The organism is uncultured Abiotrophia sp., from assembly GCF_963520105.1.
In the GTDB taxonomy this organism is placed as follows: domain Bacteria; phylum Bacillota; class Bacilli; order Lactobacillales; family Aerococcaceae; genus Abiotrophia.
Map to the genome: position 1 here is coordinate 202,829 of NZ_CAUQPN010000002.1, position 20,899 is coordinate 223,727.

At 49.1% G+C, this 20,899-nt stretch carries 22 protein-coding genes; 20 read left to right on the forward strand and 2 right to left on the reverse strand.

What is annotated here, in order from left to right; all coding sequences use genetic code 11:
* Positions 1-3 precede the first annotated feature (3 nt).
* The 12 genes from RWO08_RS04150 to RWO08_RS04205 all read left to right on the forward strand — a co-directional run bounded on the left by RWO08_RS04150 (position 4) and on the right by RWO08_RS04205 (position 13,164).
* Positions 4-936: a 2-dehydropantoate 2-reductase gene (locus RWO08_RS04150; RefSeq protein WP_306486245.1), complete on the forward strand. Its 933-nt coding sequence runs from the start codon at positions 4-6 to the stop codon at positions 934-936.
* Positions 937-1,077: 141 nt separating this feature from the next.
* Positions 1,078-2,718, forward strand: a complete 1,641-nt coding sequence (locus RWO08_RS04155) for a Na/Pi cotransporter family protein (protein WP_314211283.1) — start codon at positions 1,078-1,080, stop codon at positions 2,716-2,718.
* Between the two features lie 119 nt (positions 2,719-2,837).
* A complete protein-coding gene (locus RWO08_RS04160) occupies positions 2,838-4,223 on the forward strand; it encodes a DEAD/DEAH box helicase (protein ID WP_314211284.1) in 1,386 nt (461 codons plus the stop codon).
* Positions 4,224-4,235: 12 nt separating this feature from the next.
* Complete coding sequence (locus RWO08_RS04165; protein ID WP_314211285.1) at positions 4,236-5,000, forward strand: ComF family protein; 765 nt, start codon at positions 4,236-4,238, stop codon at positions 4,998-5,000.
* A gap of 133 nt (positions 5,001-5,133) precedes the next feature.
* Positions 5,134-5,694 carry a ribosome hibernation-promoting factor, HPF/YfiA family gene (hpf, locus tag RWO08_RS04170; RefSeq protein WP_035364003.1) on the forward strand — a complete coding sequence of 187 codons (561 nt, stop codon included), beginning with the start codon at positions 5,134-5,136 and terminating at the stop codon, positions 5,692-5,694.
* 230 nt (positions 5,695-5,924) lie between these two features.
* Positions 5,925-8,312, forward strand: coding sequence for a preprotein translocase subunit SecA (gene secA / locus RWO08_RS04175; RefSeq protein WP_314211286.1), 2,388 nt, complete (start codon positions 5,925-5,927; stop codon positions 8,310-8,312).
* 152 nt (positions 8,313-8,464) lie between these two features.
* Positions 8,465-8,680, forward strand: a complete 216-nt coding sequence (locus tag RWO08_RS04180; RefSeq protein ID WP_023391371.1) for a helix-turn-helix transcriptional regulator — start codon at positions 8,465-8,467, stop codon at positions 8,678-8,680.
* Positions 8,658-9,245 carry a DUF3278 domain-containing protein gene (locus RWO08_RS04185; protein WP_314211287.1) on the forward strand — a complete coding sequence of 196 codons (588 nt, stop codon included), beginning with the start codon at positions 8,658-8,660 and terminating at the stop codon, positions 9,243-9,245. Before RWO08_RS04180 ends, RWO08_RS04185 begins: the two co-directional genes overlap by 23 nt.
* Positions 9,235-9,432 carry a hypothetical protein gene (locus RWO08_RS04190; RefSeq protein ID WP_291430375.1) on the forward strand — a complete coding sequence of 66 codons (198 nt, stop codon included), beginning with the start codon at positions 9,235-9,237 and terminating at the stop codon, positions 9,430-9,432. Before RWO08_RS04185 ends, RWO08_RS04190 begins: the two co-directional genes overlap by 11 nt.
* 24 nt (positions 9,433-9,456) lie before the next feature.
* Entirely contained in the window at positions 9,457-10,200 is a 744-nt protein-coding gene (locus RWO08_RS04195) for an ABC transporter ATP-binding protein (protein WP_314211288.1), read from the forward strand.
* Positions 10,190-12,520, forward strand: a complete 2,331-nt coding sequence (locus RWO08_RS04200; RefSeq protein ID WP_314211289.1) for a type II CAAX endopeptidase family protein — start codon at positions 10,190-10,192, stop codon at positions 12,518-12,520. Before RWO08_RS04195 ends, RWO08_RS04200 begins: the two co-directional genes overlap by 11 nt.
* Positions 12,521-12,630: 110 nt before the next feature.
* Positions 12,631-13,164, forward strand: a complete 534-nt coding sequence (locus RWO08_RS04205; RefSeq protein ID WP_023391366.1) for a DUF1697 domain-containing protein — start codon at positions 12,631-12,633, stop codon at positions 13,162-13,164.
* Positions 13,165-13,204: 40 nt separating this feature from the next.
* Here RWO08_RS04205 and RWO08_RS04210 read toward each other — a convergent pair whose 3' ends face one another.
* On the reverse strand, positions 13,205-13,528 hold the full coding sequence (locus RWO08_RS04210; protein ID WP_314211290.1) for a hypothetical protein: 324 nt from the start codon (positions 13,526-13,528) through the stop codon (positions 13,205-13,207).
* Positions 13,529-13,605: 77 nt separating this feature from the next.
* Between RWO08_RS04210 and RWO08_RS04215 the strand changes: the two genes are divergently transcribed.
* The 4 genes from RWO08_RS04215 (at position 13,606) to ftsX (ending at position 16,850) form a co-directional block, all read left to right on the forward strand.
* The gene (locus RWO08_RS04215) at positions 13,606-13,968 is read left to right on the forward strand and encodes a MerR family transcriptional regulator (RefSeq protein ID WP_180363286.1); all 363 of its coding nucleotides are present in this window, start codon (positions 13,606-13,608) and stop codon (positions 13,966-13,968) included.
* A 109-nt stretch (positions 13,969-14,077) separates the two neighbouring features.
* Positions 14,078-15,191 (forward strand): peptide chain release factor 2 gene (gene prfB, locus RWO08_RS04220; protein WP_291430385.1). Its coding sequence is split into 2 segments (ribosomal slippage): positions 14,078-14,149 and positions 14,151-15,191, totalling 1,113 coding nucleotides; the frame shifts between segments, so codons are not numbered across the junction.
* Positions 15,192-15,286: 95 nt separating this feature from the next.
* Positions 15,287-15,973: a cell division ATP-binding protein FtsE gene (gene ftsE, locus RWO08_RS04225; protein WP_268442382.1), complete on the forward strand. Its 687-nt coding sequence runs from the start codon at positions 15,287-15,289 to the stop codon at positions 15,971-15,973.
* Positions 15,960-16,850, forward strand: a complete 891-nt coding sequence (ftsX, locus tag RWO08_RS04230) for a permease-like cell division protein FtsX (protein WP_291430386.1) — start codon at positions 15,960-15,962, stop codon at positions 16,848-16,850. The genes ftsE and ftsX overlap by 14 nt, the downstream gene beginning before the upstream one ends.
* Before the next feature lie 86 nt (positions 16,851-16,936).
* Here ftsX and RWO08_RS04235 read toward each other — a convergent pair whose 3' ends face one another.
* Positions 16,937-18,193, reverse strand: a complete 1,257-nt coding sequence (locus RWO08_RS04235) for an MFS transporter (RefSeq protein ID WP_314211291.1) — start codon at positions 18,191-18,193, stop codon at positions 16,937-16,939.
* A gap of 205 nt (positions 18,194-18,398) precedes the next feature.
* Here RWO08_RS04235 and RWO08_RS04240 point away from each other — a divergent pair, with 205 nt between their 5' ends.
* From RWO08_RS04240 to RWO08_RS04255, 4 genes are all read left to right on the forward strand, one after another.
* Positions 18,399-19,229 (forward strand): phosphotransferase family protein, encoded by an 831-nt coding sequence (locus RWO08_RS04240; protein ID WP_291430387.1) that lies wholly within the window; start codon positions 18,399-18,401, stop codon positions 19,227-19,229.
* 3 nt (positions 19,230-19,232) lie between these two features.
* Positions 19,233-19,874 (forward strand): tRNA (guanosine(46)-N7)-methyltransferase TrmB, encoded by a 642-nt coding sequence (trmB, locus tag RWO08_RS04245; RefSeq protein WP_303886842.1) that lies wholly within the window; start codon positions 19,233-19,235, stop codon positions 19,872-19,874.
* 132 nt (positions 19,875-20,006) lie between these two features.
* Entirely contained in the window at positions 20,007-20,183 is a 177-nt protein-coding gene (locus tag RWO08_RS04250) for a hypothetical protein (RefSeq protein ID WP_303823519.1), read from the forward strand.
* A 60-nt stretch (positions 20,184-20,243) separates the two neighbouring features.
* Positions 20,244-20,855 (forward strand): NUDIX hydrolase N-terminal domain-containing protein, encoded by a 612-nt coding sequence (locus RWO08_RS04255; protein ID WP_314211292.1) that lies wholly within the window; start codon positions 20,244-20,246, stop codon positions 20,853-20,855.
* Positions 20,856-20,899 lie beyond the last annotated feature (44 nt).

Below are 20,899 nucleotides of genomic sequence, written 5' to 3' on the forward strand. Positions count from 1 at the left end.
ACTATGAAATTTGCAATTGCTGGTGCCGGCGCTATGGGCTGCCGTTTTGCCTATCAACTTAAACAAAGTGGCCAGGAGGTTATCTTAATCGACCGCTGGCCGGCTCATATTGATGCCATCCGCCAAAATGGTCTGCATGTCGACTGGAATGGCCAGGAAGTGGTGGAGCAATTCCCTATCTACTACCCAGAAGAAGTGACCGAACAAGTGGACGTGGTCATCGTCTTCACCAAGGCCATGCAGTTGGCGGACATGTTATCAGCCATTCAACCAGTCTTCGGACCTGACACCGCGGTGGTCTGCCTACTCAATGGATTAGGCCACGAGTTAGTCATGAAGCAATATGTGGCCGAAGAGAACCTAGTCATGGGCTCTACCATTTGGTCAGCCGCTCTGGATGGACCAGGCCGGGCAGTTCTGCATGGCGTGGGTAGCCTGTCCCTGCAAAACTTTGTCGATACACCAAGTGCTCGTGCTAAGACCCAAGCCATTGTGGCAGCCTTAGATGCGGCGGGCTTGCAAGCTAGCTACAGCGAAAATGTCAAGGCAGCCATTTGGCGCAAAGCCTGCGTTAATGCCTGCGGTAACGCGCCAACTGCCTTGTTGGAATGCGACCTCGGTGGCTTCTTCGACAATCCTTATACAGAGGAATTAGTGTCTGCCATTGCCCAGGAATTTACAGCGGTAGCCGCAACCCAAGGGGTGGAATTTGACCCAGCAGAACTGACTCAATTCATTATCTCTGCTTCCCTTAAGATTCGTGAGCACCATGCTTCCATGTACCAAGATTTGATTATCAACCGTCGTTTGACTGAGGTGGATTACATCAACGGAGCCGTAACCCGAATTGGTGAAGCAGCTGGTATCCCAACACCTGTTAACCGCACCATCACCCAACTGGTTCATATGAAGGAATTACTCTTGGGTGCCCAATAAAGACAGAAAGTGTCGTTTGCTTGTGGAGTAAGCGACACTTCATTGTGTCGCTCTTAATTTCTTCTTTTTTTTCCCAACAAGTCTTGCTATACTATAGTTAGTTGAAATCATCGTGTCTATTGAAAGAAAGGGAATTATCACATGGCATTAACGAATATTTTCGGCCTCTTGGGTGGTTTAGGGCTCTTCCTCTTCGGGATGACCCTCATGTCACAAGGGCTAGAAACGGCTGCCGGCAGTCGTCTCAAGCAGATTCTGGAGAAATTGACCGCTAACCGCTTCATCGGGGTAGGGGTCGGTGCCTTAGTCGCTGCCTTGACTCAATCTTCTTCCGCGACCACAGTTATGGCCATTGGGTTCGTTAACTCAGGTTTAATGGACCTCAAAAGCGCGGTCTGGATTATCATGGGTGCCAATATCGGGACCACCATTACCGGGCAGTTGATTGCCTTGAATTTCTCGGCCTATGCGCCGCTTATTCTCTTCGCTGGGGTTCTCTTAGCTATGTTTGCAGCCAAAGGGCGCTCCGCAGCTGCAGGACAAGTCCTAATCGGGCTTGGCATGCTCTTCATGGGGCTGGAGCACATGTCCCAATCCATGGAGCCGCTCCGCTATATGCCAGAATTTACCGGGCTCTTGGCTAAATTCGAGAACCCCTTGCTAGGGATTGCGGTCGGGGCCATCTTTACCGCGGTCATTCAGTCCAGTTCAGCCTCAGTCGGGATTTTGCAGACCTTGGCCCTCAGCGGGGTTGTTACCTTGCCAAGTGCCATTTATGTCCTCTTCGGGCAAAACATCGGGACCTGTATTACAGCCATTCTGGCTTCGATTGGCTCCGAGCGTAATGCCAAGCGGGCGACCTTAATCCACCTCTTATTTAACGTCATTGGGACGGTCATCTTCGTGGCTATTAGTATGACAACACCATTTGTTCACTGGATGGAAGGCCTGACGCCAGGCAATGTCCCAGTCCAAATCGCCAACGTTCATACTATCTTCAACGTGGTGACTACCTTCCTGCTCTTGCCATTCGGGGCTCAATTGGTGCGTCTGACTTATGTCTTCTTGCCAATCTTACCAGAAGCACCAACACCAAGTGTGGTGCATCACTTAGATTTCAATATCTTTAATCAAGAATACCATGTCGGTTTAACCACTATGATGGGGGCGCAACTCTACAAGGAAGTCATGAATATGTTGGGCCTAGTACGCCAAAATGTGGCCTTGGCTTTCAGCCTCTATAATGCATCCGATATTGAAGACAAGGTAGCGGAATTAAAGAATCGCGAGCAAGATATCGACGAGCTCAACCAACAGATTGTTCAATATGCGGCCATGTCTCTGACTCATGACGCCAACTTGCAGAGTGGTGAATATGTCAAGATTGCCTCTGACCTGGAGCGGCTAGGCGACCACGCCACTAACATTATGGAGCGTCTGCTCCTAATTCATGACAGCAAGCACGACCTGTCTGAAGAAGCGCGGGAAGAATTGACTACCATGTCACGCTTGGCCCTAGAAATCTTAGACCAGCTCAAGGAGACCGTAGGTGACAACCTGGAAGAAGTCAACAACCAGGAACAATTAATCGACCAAGCCTACGAAACCTTCGAACGCATGCAAATTCAACGGCTGAAGAGCAAGGTCTGTGGGACTAGCAACAGCGTACACTTTGCTAAGATTCTGACCGACTTCGAGCGCATTGGCGACCACTGTCTCAACATCGCACAAGAAATGAACACCATCCACCCAAGTTGGAAATTCGTTGAACAACAAGACTAAAATAATCAAGGCTAGGACCTAAGGGTTCTAGTCTTTTTGTTTTGTCATCAAAATGTTAGAAGTAAAAAAGTGCCAAGGCTCCCTCTTTTGGGTATTTATTTATAGAGGGAGGGATAGAAATGCAAGTTCAGGATTATCTAGCAGGTCGCTGTTTGACCCAGACAGAAGTCCAAGAAGTGTGGAAGTCGACGGATGCAAGGGGACAAAAGCTGGAAACTTGGCTAGCTAGTCTGCCTTCAAAGCCAGCCTTAACGGGACCGCCCTGGGTCTGCGGCCGTTGTGGTAACCAGGATCCACGTCAGTTTTGGACCTTCCAGGGGCTGGACGGTCAGCCTAGGACCTATTGTCTGGACTGCCTATCTCTGGGCCGCGTCATGTCGGGTCAACGACTTTATTGTCAGCCAGCTCCAGCGGGACGGCCCCTGAGCCAGTCTCCGCTGACTTGGCAGGGGGAATTGACGCCAAGTCAGGCTGAAATTGCCCAGAAGCTAGTCGCAGCTTGGCGGGGCAAGGAACGGCGACCTCAATTAGTTTGGGCGGTCACAGGCGCCGGCAAGACCGAGTTGGTTTTCCCTTTGTTGGAACGGGTGCTCATGGATGGTGGCCGAGTCTGTCTGGCCTCGCCCCGAATTGATGTCTGCTTAGAGCTCGCGCCTCGGGTTAAGGCAGCCTTTGCTGGCTTAGACTGTCAGGTTCTCTATGGGGGGAGCCAGGATAGATATGAGCTCAAGCCGCTAACACTGGCGACAACCCACCAACTGCTACGTGCTTATCAGGCCTTTGACTGCCTGATTGTGGATGAGGTAGATGCCTTTCCCTATGTGGATTCTCGTGCCTTGCATGAGGCAGTACGGCGAGCCCTTAAGCCGGGAGGTTTATTAGTTTATCTGACCGCCACACCGGATGATCGGCTCTTGTTGGACTGGGAGGCGGGGCGCTTGGTCTGCCAACAATTGCCGGCTCGCTATCATGGTCATCCCTTACCTCTGCCGCAGTTGCAGTGGGTAGGGGACTGGCCTAAGGGCTTAGCAGCCGGTCGCTTGATTCGGCCGCTTAAGCAGATTTTGCAGCGCTTCGGCCACCTAGAGGGGCCCAAATTACTCTTTGTGCCCCATATTCCCCAGGCCCAGGCCTGTGCCAAGCTCTTGAAACCCTTGTTGCCTAGTCTGGCGCTAACTTCAGTTCATGCAAGTGACCCCAAGCGCCAGGACAAGATTATGGCGCTAAGGCAAGGTAAGCTAGATTTGTTGGTGACCACGACCATTCTAGAGCGGGGGGTGACCCTGCCCCATTGTCAGGTCTGTATTCTGGGGGCGGATGATGAGCTCTATACGCGGGCCAGTCTCATGCAAATGAGCGGTCGGGTGGGGCGGAGCGCCGACCAGCCAACAGGGGCTCTTTGGTGGTTGCATCAGGGGCAAAGTCTTGCCATGCGCCAGGCCATCCAGCAACTTGGGGCCCTCAATCAGACGGCTCAGGCGCGCGGGCTCTTGCGGGTCAACTAGGAGGTGGAAAGTTTGAAGTGTATCATGTGCCAAGAAGCCTGCCATCAGGGGCCGGCCATCTGGGACTACCTAGCTTGGGGGCCCTTGCCTGAGTCAGTTCTCTGTCGCACCTGCCAAGACCTCTGGCAGACTAAGATTGAAGGCCAGGTCATTTGCTGGGGCTGTGGTCGGGCCTTGTCCCAGGAGGCCCAGGATCCCTATCATGCCGTGGCTATCTGGAAGGATCAACATGCCTATTGTCAAGAATGCCAGGCCTGGCTCAGCCACTATCCCATCGACTTAATCCATCACCAGGCCCTCTGTCCCTATCAAGGAGCCCTTCGCCAGTGGCTCCACAGCTACAAATACTTAGGGGATATTCGTCAGGCCCAGGCTCCTGCTCAGCGCCTAAGGGACTTTGCCAGTCAACATCCAAAGGCCCATTGGTTGGTCTTGCCCTCGTCGCCAGCCAGTTTGGCCCAACGCCAATTTCATGCCACGCGCCAGCTCTTAGAAGTGGCGGGTTTGAAGGTTGTTTGTCCTTTTGACTATGTGGGGGATGGAGTCAAGCAAGCTAGCAAGAGCCGTCAGCAACGTCTGGCTCTAGGCCAAGTTTTTGCCCTCAAGGAACAAGTATTAGCTCACTTGCCTAGGGGCGAATGGTGGCTCTTTGATGATGTTTACACGACCGGAAGCACCCTCTTGCGGGCCAAATCCTTGTTGTATCCTGTAGCAAAAATTCGGCAAATCCCCCTCTATTCCTTTTCTTTATTCCGTGAAGGGCGTGCAGAAAAATAATTGAGTGTTTCCGCTTTCAATCTTAGGATGGGTATGCTATAATAAGCATAAGCAGAAGATAAACTGCTTGACAATAGGATTAAGATCCCGGGATTAACCCTATTAATCACCAACAGAAATGAGGGATTCGGTTATGTTTAACTATAATGTACGCGGAGAAAATATTGAAGTGACCAAAGCCATCCGTGACTATGCAGAGAAGAAAGTCAGCAAGTTAGAGCGTTTCTTCGACAATGCCCCAGATGCGACGGCTTATGTTAACCTCAAGGTATATCCCGACAAGACAGCTAAAGCCGAAGTGACCATTCCGCTCTCCTTCCTAGTGTTGCGTGCGGAAGAAACCAACCCAGATTTATATGCAAGTATTGACCTGGTGGTGGATAAACTCGAACGCCAAGTGCGTAAACATAAAACAAAAATTCACCGTAAATATCGCGAAGTTCATGGTGATGCAGGGGCTTATGATGCGCTCCTCAACCAGGCAAGTGAACCTGCTAGCGAAGAACCTGAGCTAGATATCGTGCGGTCAAAACGCATTAGCCTCAAACCAATGAGCAGCGAAGAAGCGGTATTACAAATGAACATGCTGGGCCATGACTTCTTCGTCTACACAGACGCAGAAACAGAAGAATTCAGCATTGTCTATCGTCGTAAAGATGGCCGCTATGGTCTGATTGAGACGGCAGAACTCTAAGCTAAAGTTGATTATGAAAAGGCGAGACCCTGGTCTCGCCTTTCTTGTTTGGCTGCATACTGACGGGCCATTATTTAGGGAGCTAGATCCAATCCTTGCAGGAAAGAAGCCCAACCGGGCTTTTTTTCATTTTTTAGTATAAAAACATTCAAATTCTGCACGAATTCTGCTATAATAGAATAGATGCATTAGGCATAACTTATGATGTAGATAAACAAAGGAGATTATTAATGGCTAATTTTCTAAGAAACCTCGTTGAAAACGATAAAGCAGAATTGCGCCGGACAGGTCGTATTGCCGACCAAGTCATGGCGTTAGAAGACAAATACAAGGCCATGAGCGATGAAGAATTACGCGCCCAAACGGCTGAATTTAAGAAACGCCTGGAAGCAGGTACTAAATTAGACGACCTCTTGGTAGAAGCTTTCGCTGTTGTGCGTGAAGCGGACCGTCGTGTCTTGGGTCTCTTCCCATACCGCGTCCAAATCCAAGGTGGGATTGTCATCCATGGCGGTAACATTGCTGAAATGCGTACCGGGGAAGGGAAAACCTTGACCGAAACCATGCCGGTATACCTCAATGCCCTAACTGGCAAAGGGGTTCACGTCGTGACCGTTAACGAATACTTAGCAACTCGTGACTCCAAGGAAATGGGGGCTGTCTACGAGTTCCTAGGCTTGACTGTCGGGCTTAACCTCAACAGCATGTCATCTGCTGAGAAGCGTGAAGCTTACAACTGTGACATCACTTATTCTACTAACAACGAATTAGGCTTTGACTACCTCCGTGATAACATGGTGGTTTACAAGGAGCAAATGGTACAACGTCCATTGCACTTTGCGGTAGTCGATGAAGTGGACTCCATCTTAGTCGATGAAGCTCGTACGCCACTGATTATCTCTGGTCAAGCTGAGAAATCAACCGCCCTCTACACTCGGGCAGACTACTTTGCAAAAGGCTTGAAGGCTGAAGAAGACTACACCATTGACTTGACTTCTAAGACCATCGCCTTGACTGACCAAGGGGTTGACAAGGCTGAACGTGTCTTCCGTCTAGAAAACCTCTACGATGTCAACAACTCTGTCTTAGTTCACCACATTGACCAAGCTTTGCGTGCTAACTACATTATGTTGCACGACATCGACTACGTAGTTGACGAAGGTAAGGTTAAGATTGTCGATCCATTTACGGGTCGTATCATGGACGGTCGTCGTTACTCTGACGGTCTCCACCAAGCCATCGAAGCTAAGGAAAACGTTGAAATCGAAGACGAGTCTAAGACTATGGCGACCATCACCTTCCAAAACTACTTCCGTATGTATGAGAAGTTGTCAGGGATGACCGGGACAGCCAAGACCGAGGAAGAAGAATTCCGCGAAATCTATGGCATGAACGTAGTCGTGATTCCAACCAACCGTCCAGTACAACGGGTGGATGCGCCAGACCAACTCTATCCAAGTCTTAAATCTAAATTCAAGGCAGTGGTGGCTGACATTAAGGAACGCCACAGCAAGGGCCAACCAATCTTGGTTGGTACGGTTGCCGTTGAAACCTCAGAATACCTGTCTAATCTCTTGACCAAGGAAGGCATTCCTCACGAAGTCCTCAACGCTAAGAACCACTTCAAGGAAGCGGAAATCGTTATGCAAGCGGGCCAACGTGGCGCCGTTACCATCGCGACCAACATGGCCGGTCGTGGTACTGACATTAAGTTAGGTCACGGCGTTAAGGAATTAGGTGGTCTCTGCGTTATCGGGACTGAACGTCACGAATCTCGTCGTATTGATAACCAGCTCCGTGGTCGTTCAGGTCGTCAAGGGGACCCAGGTGCTTCCCAATTCTACCTATCTCTAGAAGATGACCTCATGCGTCGTTTCGGTTCTGACCGAATCAAAGCTATGTGGGAACGTCTCAATGTGACGGATGAAGAGATGGAAGATATGGCTATTACCAGCCGTTTCCTCTCCCGCCAAGTAGAATCTGCGCAAAAACGCGTCGAAGGGAACAACTACGATACACGTAAGAACGTCTTGGAATATGACGAAGTAATGCGTGAGCAACGTGAAGTTATCTATAGCCAACGTCAACAAGTCATCAACGAAACTGACAACTTAACTGACGCAGTCAAAGGCATGATCAAACGTACCATTATCCGTGAAGTGGAAGCCGTGACTGAAGGCGACAAGAAAGACTGGAACTACCGTGGCCTCTTAGACTACGCCCACGCTAACCTAGTCAACCCAGAACAATTAACCCTTCAAGACCTAGAAGGCAAATCTGCTAAGGAATTAGTAGAAACCCTCTACGGCACAGCTATGAAGGTCTTCCAAGAAAAACTCGACATGCTCTATGGTCCAGAGCAAGTCTTGGAATTTGAGAAAGTGATTATCCTACGTGTGGTAGACAGCAAGTGGACAGATCACATCGACATGATGGATCACCTACGACAAGGGGTCGGCTTACGGGCTTACGCTCAAACCAACCCATTGACTGAATACCAAACGGAAGGTTACGAACGTTTCCAAGAAATGATTGCTGAAATCGAGTTTGACGTGACACGCTTCATTATGAAGTCACAAATCCGTCAAAACTTGGAGCGCGAACAAGTTAACGCATAATCAAAAATCCCATTATATCATATATGATATAATGGGATTTTTTTGCTTGTTTGGCCTAACTTCAAAAAAGTGTCATATATAGTTGACATCCTCTCCCAAAAGGACTATACTATGTGTAACATATATGTGACACACAAGAAAGAAGGCGTGCTATGAACCGCGTGCGAGAATTACGTCAGAGCCGGAAACTCTCACAATTAGCCCTAGCCAAAGAGGTTGGGGTCGCCCGACAAACCATTAACCTAATCGAAAATGACAAGTACAATCCATCCTTGGATCTCTGCCTCAAACTAGCCTATGCGCTCGAGACAGATTTGAATACCTTATTCTGGGAGGTCGAATTGCATGAATCAACCACACAAGCATAAGAAATTTAGTTGGGAGAACTGGATCCGCCGCTTTTACGGGGTACAGAACTTAGACGAATATCGCATGGCCGAAATCAATAAGATTGGCAACAAGGCCTATCTGATCTTGCTGCCCTATCTTGGCTTGGCCAACGTCGTAGCCTATTTTGTCTGGTACTTCCAACCCGAGTGGGCCTTTTGGGGCATGCTGGGATGTAATCTCTTGGTTCTATTAGGGCTCAACACCTATGTGGCGACCAAGGTTCATCGCCTTAAGCTAGATGCCTTAGAAGTCGAACCTAATAAGGTCCAGCAAGCCCTCAAAGACTTAGTCTGGTCAGCCCTTAAGGCGGGAATCTTCTTCGCTGTTTGGATGCACTTTTCCCTAGCGGCCATCGGGGCCCTCTTGGGGGAAGATGGCATGGCTCATCTGATCCAGTGGCGCTACATTATCATTAATGCCTTAGGAGGGGTCTTCTTCGGGATTGTGACCTACATAGTAGGACGTCGGCGCTTGCGAGATGGCCAAGCTGGCCTAGAAGAAGACCTAGAGTCGAGTCAAGAGGAGGATGACCATGAAAACTAACTATCTAAGATGGCTAGCCGTTCTGGCAGGTATGGGCTTGATTGCCATCGCCCTGTCTCGTGGCATGGGCTACTGGCAGGAATCCCTCATTCAGATGGATTCGACCCTGCGAATTAGCATTGGCCTCATTCTAGGCCTTAGTTTCTTCGTATTTGTTTATTGGCAACAGAGAAAAAATAAGAAGTAATCAGCAGATTAGGAGGTAATTCCCATGATTGAATTCCAAGACGTCTCTAAAACTTACGGGGCCACTCAAGCCCTCAAAGACCTCAATCTTAGCATCCAAGAAGGCCAAATTGTCGGCCTAATCGGCCATAATGGGGCCGGTAAATCCACTACCATCAAATCCCTGGTATCTGTTATTAACCCGACTGCAGGCAAAATCCTAGTCGATGGCTTAGACTTGGCTAGCAACCGGCTAAGAATCAAGCAAAAGATTGGCTATGTAGCCGATTCACCAGACCTCTTCCTACGCCTGACGGCTCAGGAATTCTGGGACTTGGTGGCTGCCTCTTATGGCCTAAACAAGCAGGATTATGAAAATCGACTAGTAGATCTGCTTGGTCTCTTTGATTTTGCCGACCACCGTTATGAAGTCATTGAGACCTTCTCGCACGGTATGCGGCAGAAAGTTTTCGTCATTGGAGCTCTCTTGTCTGACCCTGATATTTGGGTGCTCGATGAACCTATGACCGGTTTGGATCCTCAGGCTGCTTTTGATCTCAAGCAACTCATGCGGGCCCATGCCGATAAGGGCAAAACGGTTCTCTTTTCTACCCACGTGCTAGAAGTAGCCGAGCAGCTCTGTGACCGCCTGGCCATCCTTAAGAAGGGGGAATTAATCTTCTATGGGACCGTGGCGGAACTCAAGGCGGAACATCCCGACCAAAGCCTGGAAGCCATCTATTTGAATTTGGCAGGGCGTAAGGAAGAAGGCGAGTCTTATGCGTCTTAAAATGATATGGCAATTGATGCGGGTCAATATCCTCTATGCCGGGCAGGCTGGTGCCCTCGTGCGTTATCGCCAAAGACAGGCGGCTAACCCTAATAAGAAGCTAGACGTACCTATGATTCTCATCCGTCAGTACCTACTGGTAGGGGCCATGTATGTCTTTCTCTTTTGCTTTATGAATGGCTTCTTCCAACTGGCAGGGGCACCCATTCGATTTACGGTGATTGTTTCCGTCTTCGTGCTCATGATGCTGGGACAGGGCTTTATGACCTTCTACAATGTCTTCTATGAAAGTGGCGACCTACAAGCCTATCGGCCCTACGCCTATACCGAGGGCGAAATTATGCTGGCCAAGCTCTTGTCGGCTCTGATGGTCATTCTCTTTACCATCTTGCCAGTCCTCTGTTACTTTATTCTCTTAGCCATTCAGAGTCCCGGCTTGTTGGTCTTGACCTTGCCGCTAGCCCTGCTAGGCTTTAGTCTGATTCTGGCCACCATCATTTCTTTACTGATTGTGCTAGCCCATTATTTGACCAAAACAACAATTTTCCGTCAACATAAGCAACTAGCCTCCAATCTGCTCATGGCTTTGGTGATGATTATCACCTTCTGGGCGGTCTTCCAAATCAATGGCAGCCGGGATGATTTTAGTAATCTATCTGGCATGGCACAGATTTTTATGCCCTTCTATGACCTGGTGATGAATCCAGGACAAATCAATGCCTGGCTGGGGCTCTTGCCTTGGCTAGCCGTCTTAGGGGCGCTCCAAATCCTGCTAAGACTTCAAGTAGTGCCACAATTTTACGAAGCAGCTCTGACAACTTCCAGCCAATCCGGCGTTGGTCAGCGTAAGAGCCGCATCTATCATTTTGGTAGCCAAGGTCGTCTAGCCTGGGTCAAAACCTACATTTGGCGTCTGGTAAGTGAGGGGTCAGTTCTCATGCAGGCCATCCTGATGAGTAGCATCTTCCCTTATATCTTCCTGATAGCCATTCTAGGGGGCTTGTCAGAAAAACCAGAACTGCTAAGGGAATTGGTGCAAGCTCACTACCTAGCGCCCCTCATGCTCCTGGTAATCTTTATCGCTGGCTTTAACGCCGGCTATGGTGGCCTAGCCATGATGGGCCATTCCCTGGAAAGGGACAATCTGGCCTATATCAAGACCCTGCCAATGGATTTAATGGGCTATCTCAAGAAAAAATTCTGGTTATTAGTTGGTCTGCAAAGCCCGCTAGCGCTGGCCATATTGATTGGCCTCTGCCTCTTCTTAGGCATGGAGTGGTGGGTCATCGGCTGCCTAATCTTAACCTGGCTGGTGGTCAGCCTAGCTTGGTCTAGCTGGTCCTACAGCAAGGATTATCTGGAGCCTGTTACCCAATGGTCTAATGTCTCCGAACTCTATAGTCGAGGCAGCACCTGGGTACGGAGCATGCTGATGCTGTTGGCTTATATTGTGACCATTGGTCTGGTCGTGGGAGAGTATGTGCTCTTGATGAATCTGCCTGAGGAAACCGGCTATCTTCACGCCCTCTTCCTGACCGCTATCTTGCTAGCAGTCGCGGCTATGATTGGGATAGTGGCCTGGCATCGCCTAGCTGTCCAAGTCCGTGGATCCGAGGCAGTTGGCCTGTTAAGACATAAATGGTATTACTGGCCACCGGCCATTGTCCTGGGCTTCCTAGCTATTATGTTCAGCTTGTTACCACAGGTTGTCGTCTTCAATTTAATGGCTCAAGTCGTGGGGAATCAACAGACTTACTTGATGTTGGCTGCCTTAGCAGGTGGGATTATCTTCACTGCTATCAGTCTCAAGTTCTATTACAAGCTTTCCGGTGAACGTCTCAAGTTTGGCTGGAAAGACTTGGGAATTGCGCTTGTCTCTACTATTGCTATGCGGATAGTGATTATCCTGGTCTACAGTATGATGCAAGCTTATCAACAAAAAACGGCCAATGATGTGTCCTTAGGCAACGTATTAGGATTAGCCACTGAACCCAGCCTATGGATTGCCTATTTCGTTATTTCGGTAATTGGACCGATTAGCGAAGAACTCGCCTTCCGTGGCTACTTCAAGAAACTTTTCTGTAGTAAGGGGTATTTTGGTTGGTTGGCTGGCCTGGTGTCGTCTGTGATATTTGGTTATTTACATGGCTCTAGCACCTTCTTCGAATGGGCTATCTATGGTGGCATGGGCTTTATTTTCTACCTCAGCTTCCGTCGTCGGAATCAGCTAATCGATTCCATCGCCCTCCATATTGGGAATAACCTATTCGTTAGTGTCATACAGCTGCTAATGTATTATGGTATCTTGCAACTGCAATAAGAGAAAACCTCGCTCCTGAGACTTAGGAGCGAGGTTTTTATGCGCATAATAGACTTCCAAGCTCTAAAGTATGCTATAATAGGAGCCAGATAGGGAGTGACTTGAAATTTATGAAATACCTTTTATTACTTCGTGGAATCAATGTGGGTGGCAAGAACAAAGTGGTCATGAGTGAACTTAGAGCTCAGATTGAGGCTTTGGGTTATGAAGCAGTCACTACCTACATTAATAGTGGGAATGCCTTTTTCGAGACAGAGGAGCCTCTGGAGCGCATCAAGGCTAAGATTGGCGATATGTTGGCGACTTATCCTTTTACCATTTATCATGTGGTCTTAAGTCGCGATGCTTACTTGGCGGATGCAGCGCAAGTACCTGACTGGTGGCAGGAGCCCTTGGCGCGTCGCGACGTCCTCTTCTACACCGATCAGGTGGATTATGAGCATATGAAGGCTCGCATTCAGGCCATGCCCCTACACGATGAAGTGGTTCATTTTGGCGACCGGGCGGTCTTCTGGGGCAAATACACGGAAAGTGAATACCTCAAGACTTCCTACCACAAGTACCTGCTCAAGGAGGACTTCTATCCGCAGATTACCATCCGTAATGGCAAGACCTTCGATAAATTGCGGGACTTGCTAGGTTAAGACCAAAAAAGAGCCGGACCCCTAAGGTCGGCTCTTTTGCTTAGCTGAGCCAGTAGGCTAGCCAGAGGATTAGAGACAAGCCGCCACGAATGAGGAGATGACGTGCCTGTATTCTGCCTAGTAGATAATGGCCGTTGAGCAGGGCGCAGATCATCAGGCTGAATAGCGCCAAACCTAGCCAAAAACAGGCCGGGCCATGGGCTAGCCAGCCCAAGCAGGTGGCTAGGCTGGCTGCTATAAGACTCAAGGCGCAGAAGACATTAAATCCGGTCAGCCAAGCCAGACCGGGGCGCCGGCTATAAAGACTGGCGCCTAGCATGGCTAGGGCATAGAGGGCTAAAAGTGTTAGTAAGATAATTTTCATGATAGGGCCTCCTTGTAGGTTACTATCTCTAGTAAAACCTGAGGGGCTAAGCCCCTGTCAAGAGGAGGAACCCAAAAATGTTACAGACAGGTCAGATTGAAGCCAAATACCAGGTCAGTCGCGACACTCTGAGATTCTATATTGAAGAGGGTCTCGTAGTACCTGATAAGGTGGCCGGCAAGTATCAGTGGTTGCCGGAACATGAGGCGGCTTTGACCAATATTTTGGAACTGCGAGCCCTGGGCTTATCAGTCAAAGCCATTAAACGCATCAAGGAATTGCATGAGACGGCTTGCGGGACCGAGATTCAATGGCGGGAGAATTTGGCGGTTGTGGAGGAAGAGCTGGCAGATTTAGATCGCCAACAAGCTGACTTGGACCGTCGCCGGGCTTCCTTGGGCGCTTTGGCCGAGCAGTTGCGTCAGCGCTTAGAAGTTTAAAACTAGGCACAATTCAAGTCATAGGCCCCCTGGAGGGGACTTTTACCATTGTCCCACTAAGTTTTGCGTGGTACAATAAGGTGATTGACTAAACGAAGGAGCGTTGATTATGGAATTATATGAAATTCGTCAATTCATTGACAAAGCCAATAACCAATTAGCTAGCTTCAGGGGGTCTCTTTGACTTAGAGGCTTTAGAAGCAGATATTGCCGACTACGAACATCAGATGTCGGCACCTGATTTCTGGGATGATAATGAAAAGGCTCAGAAAATTATTAGCCAACTTAACCTAGCGAAGGAGACTTACTCGACCATTCATGCCTTGGAAGAAGGTGTGGCGGACATTGAAGTGGCCCTTGAGCTCTATGAAGAGACAGAAGATGCCGATATCTTGGCTGAAGCGGAAGGACAGGTCGCCCAAGTCCAAGCGGACCTGGATGCCTACGAGATGAAGTTGCTCCTATCGGGACCTCATGATGCCAATAATGCCATTCTGGAAATTCATCCAGGGGCCGGCGGGACCGAGTCCCAGGACTGGGGCAGTATGCTCTTACGTATGTACCAGCGCTGGGCGGATAAGCAGGGTTTCAAGGTAACGGTCTTGGATTATCAAGACGGGGAAGAAGCAGGTATTAAGAGTGTGACTTTGGAAATCGAAGGCCACAATGCCTATGGCTACCTCAAGTCAGAGAAAGGTGTGCACCGCTTGGTGCGGATTTCGCCTTTTGACTCCAACAGCCGGCGCCATACTTCCTTCGCTTCGGTAGAAGTGACGCCTATGTTGGATGATACCATTGAGATTGACATCAACCCCGATGATTTGCGGATTGATACCTATCGGGCTTCAGGGGCTGGGGGTCAGCACATCAACAAGACTTCCTCAGCTATTCGGATTACCCATATTCCGACCGGCATTGTGACTCAGAGTCAGTCCCAGCGTTCCCAGTTCCAGAACCGGGATTTAGCCATGGCCATGCTTAAGGCCAAGCTCTACCAATTAGAGGAAGAGAACAAGGCCAAGGAATTAGCCGCCCTCAAAGGGGAGCAGAAAGACATTGCCTGGGGGTCACAGATTCGCTCCTATGTCTTCCACCCTTACGCCATGGTCAAGGATCACCGGACTAGTTACGAAGTCGGGAATACCGGGGCCGTTATGGACGGCGACCTCAACGGCTTTATCGATGCCTATCTCAAATGGCAAATGGGTGACTCAGCCTCCTGATACACAATTGACATCTCCTTGTGACCCAGTGGACGAGGGAATGTGGTAGACTTAGAGTGACCAATTTTAGAAAAAGAGAGAAAGAAGGTGACCAGATGATTCAATTACAACGTGTCAGCAAACAATATGACAAGGGGACTATTGCCTTACGTGATATCAACCTCTTTATTGACAAAGGGGAGTTTGTCTACTTGATTGGACCAAGTGGCTCAGGTAAGTCGACCCTGATGAAGTTACTTTATCGTGAAGAAATGCAGACCCGCGGGACTATCCGGGTAGGGGACTTTAACCTCAACAAGCTTAAAGAACGGCAAGTGCCACACTTGCGCCGGACAGTAGGGGTAGTCTTCCAGGACTTCAAGTTGCTGCCTAAATTGAACGTCTACGAAAATATCGCCTATGCCCTAGAGGTAACGGGCGAGAGTGGCCGGACTATTAAAGCCCGGGTCAAGGAAGTTTTAGAATTAGTGGGCCTAGCCCATAAGGCCAAATCCTATCCAAATCAATTATCAGGTGGGGAACAACAACGGGTGGCCATTGCTCGGGCTATTGCCAACCGTCCAGCTATCTTGATTGCGGACGAGCCAACTGGTAACTTGGACCCTGAGACAGCCATGGGCATTCATCGTGTCCTAGAATCCATTCATCGCCGGGGAACCACTATCTTGATGGGGACCCATAACGATACCCTGGTGGACCACTTCCAACACCGGGTAGTGGTGCTAGAAGGTGGTCGGATTGTCCGCGATGACCGGAAGGGGGATTACCATGAGAGCCATTAGAAGTTTCTTCCGTCATATTCGTGACGGTTTCCGTAACCTCTTCCGTAACGGACTCATGACCTTGGTGTCCATCTTCACCATGACCTTAACCTTGATTATGATTGGGAGCTTCGTCCTAATTTGGACTAACATTAATGAAGCGACTCGAAATATCGAACAGACCTTCCAAGTACGTGTGATGATTGACCGCATTGCGACGGCAGAAGAAGAAGCCACACTCAAGACGCAGATTCAGGGCCTTGAGCACGTCACAGATGTGGTCTATCGCAGCAAGGATGAGGAACTAGAGCACTATAAGAAGACCATTACCTCTGACTTCGATGTCATTGAAGGGGATAAGAACCCCCTCAATAACGTTTATGTAGTCTCAGTGGATAAGGGTGAGAACCTAGACAAGGTAGCTCAAGATATTCGTAAGCTAGCCAAGGTAGAAGCTGCCAATTATGGTTCTACAGATGTTGAGACCATTCTGGGCAACATCAATGCCGTGCGGATTGTCCTAGCAGTACTGGCCTCTATCTTCGTCGTCTTTGCGGTACTCCTGGTGTCAAACACTATTCGTCTGACTATTTTGGCCCGCCGCACAGAAATCGAGATTATGCGCCTAGTAGGGGCAACCAAGCGTTATATTCGCGCGCCTTTCAAATATGAAGGGGCCTATATTGGCTTGATTTCGGGCCTTCTGGCCTTTGGTGCCTTGTATGGCATCTATGAAGGAGCCCATAGCTACTTGCCAGGATTCTTAGGTCTAGCTAATCTCCAGCTGGTAGCCACCATGCCGATTATGGCTTATGTTGGAGCAGGACTCCTGGTGATTGGGATTGTCTTAGGTCGCCTAGGGGCAGGCCGCTCAATCCGTCGTTTCTTAGATATATAAGAGCCTAAAGGACTGGAAGATATTTCCAGTCCTTTTTGATATGAAAAAACCACTAGCTTGGCTAGTGGCTTGGTCTTAGTTTGATGTTAGTCTTCTAATTGGTTGCTCAAGATGTTGACCTTGCAGAAGCGAGGCCAGTAGGCGGTCACGCCTACCATAATGGCGCCGCATAAGAGGAAGAGCAGGCTAGCTGGCAAGTAGTCAAAGCCGATGGAGAAGGCCACCATCCCGAGGGGTGTTAGGAGTTGGGTAGTGGTCGTAACAATATTGAAAATCCGGCCTTGATAGTGAGTCGGTACTACCTGAGTGATCCAGGTCATCATAGGAATGTTAATGGCTGTTGAGAAGCCACCAAAGATTAGATTGATCAGAAGGAAGATGGCAAAGAAGGCATCTGTCGACAGGGGTAGCAAGAGAACAGCGCCCGTCAGAGTAATCAAACCACCTATGATCATGATGGATTTCCAGGCTAACCGAAGTGGGTAAGAGACCGCTTTGCGGGTGGAGAGATAAATCCCCACCAAGATAAAGCCTAGGCTGAGGGCGGCTTCTGAGATGCCATAATAAAAATCCGAGAAATTGAGGACTTTGACTTGGACATAAGGCATACCCACGATAACCCCTGTAATCAGGAGGTTAATGAACATGAAGAGAGCTACAGTATGTTGGAATTTCTTGTGGGCCTTGATAAAGTCCAGCCCTTCCTTGAAGAGGCTGAAGAGAGAGGCTTGGGCATCCGCCTGATGATGCGCAACGAGGCGGAAGTTAAGGGTTAGAGTAATGATAATGACCAAGGCTTCTAAGCAAATCTCTAAGCCTACTAGATACTCGAGGGGAAGGCTGGCATAGAGGGTGACCCCAGCAATAGGGGCGATAAATTGAGATAGGGCGCCGATGGTCTGTTCGATTGACTTGAGTTTATGGACGTGCTCCTCGACAACTAGGTTGGTAGCGGCTGCCATCGAAGCAGTGGACAGGAATTGGTCGGAAATCTTGAGGGCAATCAAGAGCAAGAAGACCATAAGCAGATTACTAGTCAGATGTGTGGTAGCAATAAAACCGGCGAAGAGCCCCAAGGCTAGGATACTGAGACCTTGAGCCCAAACAATGATGTGTTGTTTGTTGTATTTATCAACTAGGCTACCGGTAAAGGGCAGCAGCAGCAGGGAAACCACCGGTCCTACTGCCTGGGACAGGCCGAAGTAGAGGGCTGAGTCACTGTGCTTGAGGATAATCAAGCCGATGACGAAGGTTAGGATGGCCGATCCGAGCGTACCGGCTAGGTTGGATACGATCAGTTTACTGAGTTGTTTATTGGATGCTTGGGTGAGTCTAGCTTCCATAGGAATCACTCCTTTCTTAATCGATTCTAGTCTAACATAGGAGCTGGTGGCTGCCATCGGCCTTAGGACTGAAATTTGAGTGTAAGCTTAGTGATTGAACTCTAGAAGGGAACCGCTTACATCAACTATTTAGTGGAAAAGTGTTTTACCTGGGTCCATTCCATGGTAAAATGGACTGTATGCTTATGAGAGAGGAGGCGCCTAGATGCGCGGTGGACAAGAACAGGACTGGCAAATGACCCCCATCGGGGGCGCTAGTGGCGACGCCTATATGGGTGTTAAGAATAACGAACGCGTCTTCTTCAAGCGCAACTCCTCACCTTTCTTGGCGGCCTTGTCAGCCCAAGGGATTACCCCTAAGCTCATGTGGACCCAGCGGACCTATTCAGGAGATCTCCTAGTGGCCCAAGAATGGAAGGATGGCCGACTCCTTAGTCGAGAAGACATGGGCCAAGAAAAGGTTATTCAATTAATCCGTTCCATTCATCAATCCGACTACCTGCTCATGATGCTTAAACGCAGTGAAGACCAACTCTTCTATCCCTTGGACTTTATTGCCCTCTATCTCAAAGATCTGCCAGCAGCGCTTTGTCAACATCATTTTTTCAATGAAGTCATTCATTCTCTGGAAGATGCCTTGGATGACGACTTCTATAATGTTAACTACTGTGTCTGCCATGGGGACTTGCATCACCTTAATTTCTTGGAAGCAGAAGATGGCCAGCTCTACCTAGTAGACTGGGAGAATGTCCGCATTGCCGATCCGCTTAGTGACCTCAGCCGTTTACTCTGTGAGTATTACCGGCCAAGCGACTGGACTCAATGGCTGAAGACCTATGGCCTGCGCTTTGATGCCACCACCTACAAACGGGTCCAGTGGTATAGCCAGATTAACTGTCTGCTCATTATCAAACACTATTACCAGGAGAATCGCTTCGACCGCATGAACGAGTTGGTGCTACTCTTGAAGTCTATCTACCAAGGGGCGCAAGCTGATAAGCGTCGCCTCGCCCATCAACCAAAGGAGTTTTTCTAAGTTATGAGATTACGTCATAAACCTTGGGCCCAGGAAAAGCTGGATGCCCATCCTCAGTATGTGCCTCAGCAAGCGGAGACACTCCGTGGCCAGTGGCAGACCCGTTTCGCCAAGGAACAGCCTATTCATATCGAAGTCGGTTCTGGTAAGGGACGCTTTATCGTGGAAATGGCTAAGCGCCATCCTGAAATTAACTACATCAGTATTGAAATTCAAACCAGTGTCATCGTGACGGTCTTGGAACATCAAATTCGGGAAGATTTGCCTAACTTGCAGATTCTTCACGCTGATGGCCGCAATCTCAACCAGTACTTCGCGCCAGGTGAAGTATCCTTGGTCTACCTCAACTTCAGCGATCCTTGGCCTAAGAAAAAACATGCCAAGCGTCGTCTGACCTCGCCTGATTTTCTGGCTCAATACCAAGAGATTTTGGTGCCAGAAGGGGAGATTCACTTCAAGACCGACAACCAAGGCCTTTTCGAGTATTCCTTGGCTAGCATGTCCCAGTATGGGCTCTACTTCAAACAGGTCTGGTTAGACTTGCACCAGTCGGACTTCCCTGATAATGTCATGACTGAATATGAGGAGAAATTCTCTTCGCGTGGTCACCGTATTTATCGCATGGAAGCCAAATTTAGAAAATAAGACTCAGGGGCAGGAAGGTGACTTCCTGTCCCTTTTTGATTGGGCCTGGCTAGTTTGGATTAAGCGTGTCTCTATACAAGGCCTGATAAATTTGGTATAATAGCGTTATCAAAAGCAACCGGAGGCGGTATTATGGTAAAAGATAATCCATTAGAAATCGAAAACATCGAAGACGAAGAATTGGCCGCACAAGACCATGCGGATGGTCATTGTGGCGTAGGGTGCTGCAGCACATCCTTCCACGTAGTTGATTCTGAAGAAGCCTTCCAAGAACTTCTTCGGGGTTTGCAAGACGACGGTTCATTCTAATCTTGCAAGACCCTGAGGCCCTTGGGGCCTCTTTTTTCGTAGAGAGGGAGGAGAAGGTGTATGGATGAACTGGTCTTGTTAAAGGAACTCATTGCCATTGGCTTGGCAGGTGTCTTCTATTCTAAGGATGTCTTCGACACCGAGCGCTATGAGCGGATTCAAGTCATCGCCAAGCAACTGATTGCCCAAAGGTCTAATTTGACCCGGGAGCAGCTGGACCTAGGCTTTGATGGCGAATATGGCTATCAGACGCCTAAGGTCGATACCCGAGCGGTGGTCTGGCGCGACGGAAAGATACTGCTAGTTCAGGAAGCCGACGGACGCTGGGCCTTGCCGGGTGGCTGGATGGATGTGACGGAGACTTTGACTTCTAATGCTCTCAAGGAACTTTGGGAGGAGGCCGGTGTCGTCGGTCAGGCTAAGCGTCTGGTTATGATTCAAGACCGTAATCTGCATAATCCAGGTCATAATCCCTTCACTATTCTCAAGTGCTTCATCGAGTGTGACTACCAGTCCCAAAACTTCCAGGCCAATGTCGAGACCCAGGCAGCGGAATTTTTCGCTCCGGATGACTTGCCGGAACTCTTTGAAGCCAAAAGCTCCTACCAACAAATCGCACTCTGCCACGAGGCTTATCAGGCGGGTGAGCGTTGGCAGGTGTTAATCGATTGATTTTTGAGCATTCGAACATTTAATTTGTTCGATTTTCGACCGAT

Coding starts and splice junctions, on each gene's coding strand:
- RWO08_RS04150 (WP_306486245.1), top strand. CDS start 4: ATGAAATTTGCAATTGCTGGTGCCGGCGCTATGGGCTGCCGTTTTGCC.
- RWO08_RS04155 (WP_314211283.1), top strand. CDS start 1,078: ATGGCATTAACGAATATTTTCGGCCTCTTGGGTGGTTTAGGGCTCTTC.
- RWO08_RS04160 (WP_314211284.1), top strand. CDS start 2,838: ATGCAAGTTCAGGATTATCTAGCAGGTCGCTGTTTGACCCAGACAGAA.
- hpf (WP_035364003.1), top strand. CDS start 5,134: ATGTTTAACTATAATGTACGCGGAGAAAATATTGAAGTGACCAAAGCC.
- secA (WP_314211286.1), top strand. CDS start 5,925: ATGGCTAATTTTCTAAGAAACCTCGTTGAAAACGATAAAGCAGAATTG.
- RWO08_RS04180 (WP_023391371.1), top strand. CDS start 8,465: ATGAACCGCGTGCGAGAATTACGTCAGAGCCGGAAACTCTCACAATTA.
- RWO08_RS04185 (WP_314211287.1), top strand. CDS start 8,658: ATGAATCAACCACACAAGCATAAGAAATTTAGTTGGGAGAACTGGATC.
- RWO08_RS04190 (WP_291430375.1), top strand. CDS start 9,235: ATGAAAACTAACTATCTAAGATGGCTAGCCGTTCTGGCAGGTATGGGC.
- RWO08_RS04195 (WP_314211288.1), top strand. CDS start 9,457: ATGATTGAATTCCAAGACGTCTCTAAAACTTACGGGGCCACTCAAGCC.
- RWO08_RS04200 (WP_314211289.1), top strand. CDS start 10,190: ATGCGTCTTAAAATGATATGGCAATTGATGCGGGTCAATATCCTCTAT.
- RWO08_RS04205 (WP_023391366.1), top strand. CDS start 12,631: ATGAAATACCTTTTATTACTTCGTGGAATCAATGTGGGTGGCAAGAAC.
- RWO08_RS04210 (WP_314211290.1), bottom strand. CDS start 13,528: ATGAAAATTATCTTACTAACACTTTTAGCCCTCTATGCCCTAGCCATG.
- RWO08_RS04215 (WP_180363286.1), top strand. CDS start 13,606: ATGTTACAGACAGGTCAGATTGAAGCCAAATACCAGGTCAGTCGCGAC.
- ftsE (WP_268442382.1), top strand. CDS start 15,287: ATGATTCAATTACAACGTGTCAGCAAACAATATGACAAGGGGACTATT.
- ftsX (WP_291430386.1), top strand. CDS start 15,960: ATGAGAGCCATTAGAAGTTTCTTCCGTCATATTCGTGACGGTTTCCGT.
- RWO08_RS04235 (WP_314211291.1), bottom strand. CDS start 18,193: ATGGAAGCTAGACTCACCCAAGCATCCAATAAACAACTCAGTAAACTG.
- RWO08_RS04240 (WP_291430387.1), top strand. CDS start 18,399: ATGCGCGGTGGACAAGAACAGGACTGGCAAATGACCCCCATCGGGGGC.
- trmB (WP_303886842.1), top strand. CDS start 19,233: ATGAGATTACGTCATAAACCTTGGGCCCAGGAAAAGCTGGATGCCCAT.
- RWO08_RS04250 (WP_303823519.1), top strand. CDS start 20,007: ATGGTAAAAGATAATCCATTAGAAATCGAAAACATCGAAGACGAAGAA.
- RWO08_RS04255 (WP_314211292.1), top strand. CDS start 20,244: ATGGATGAACTGGTCTTGTTAAAGGAACTCATTGCCATTGGCTTGGCA.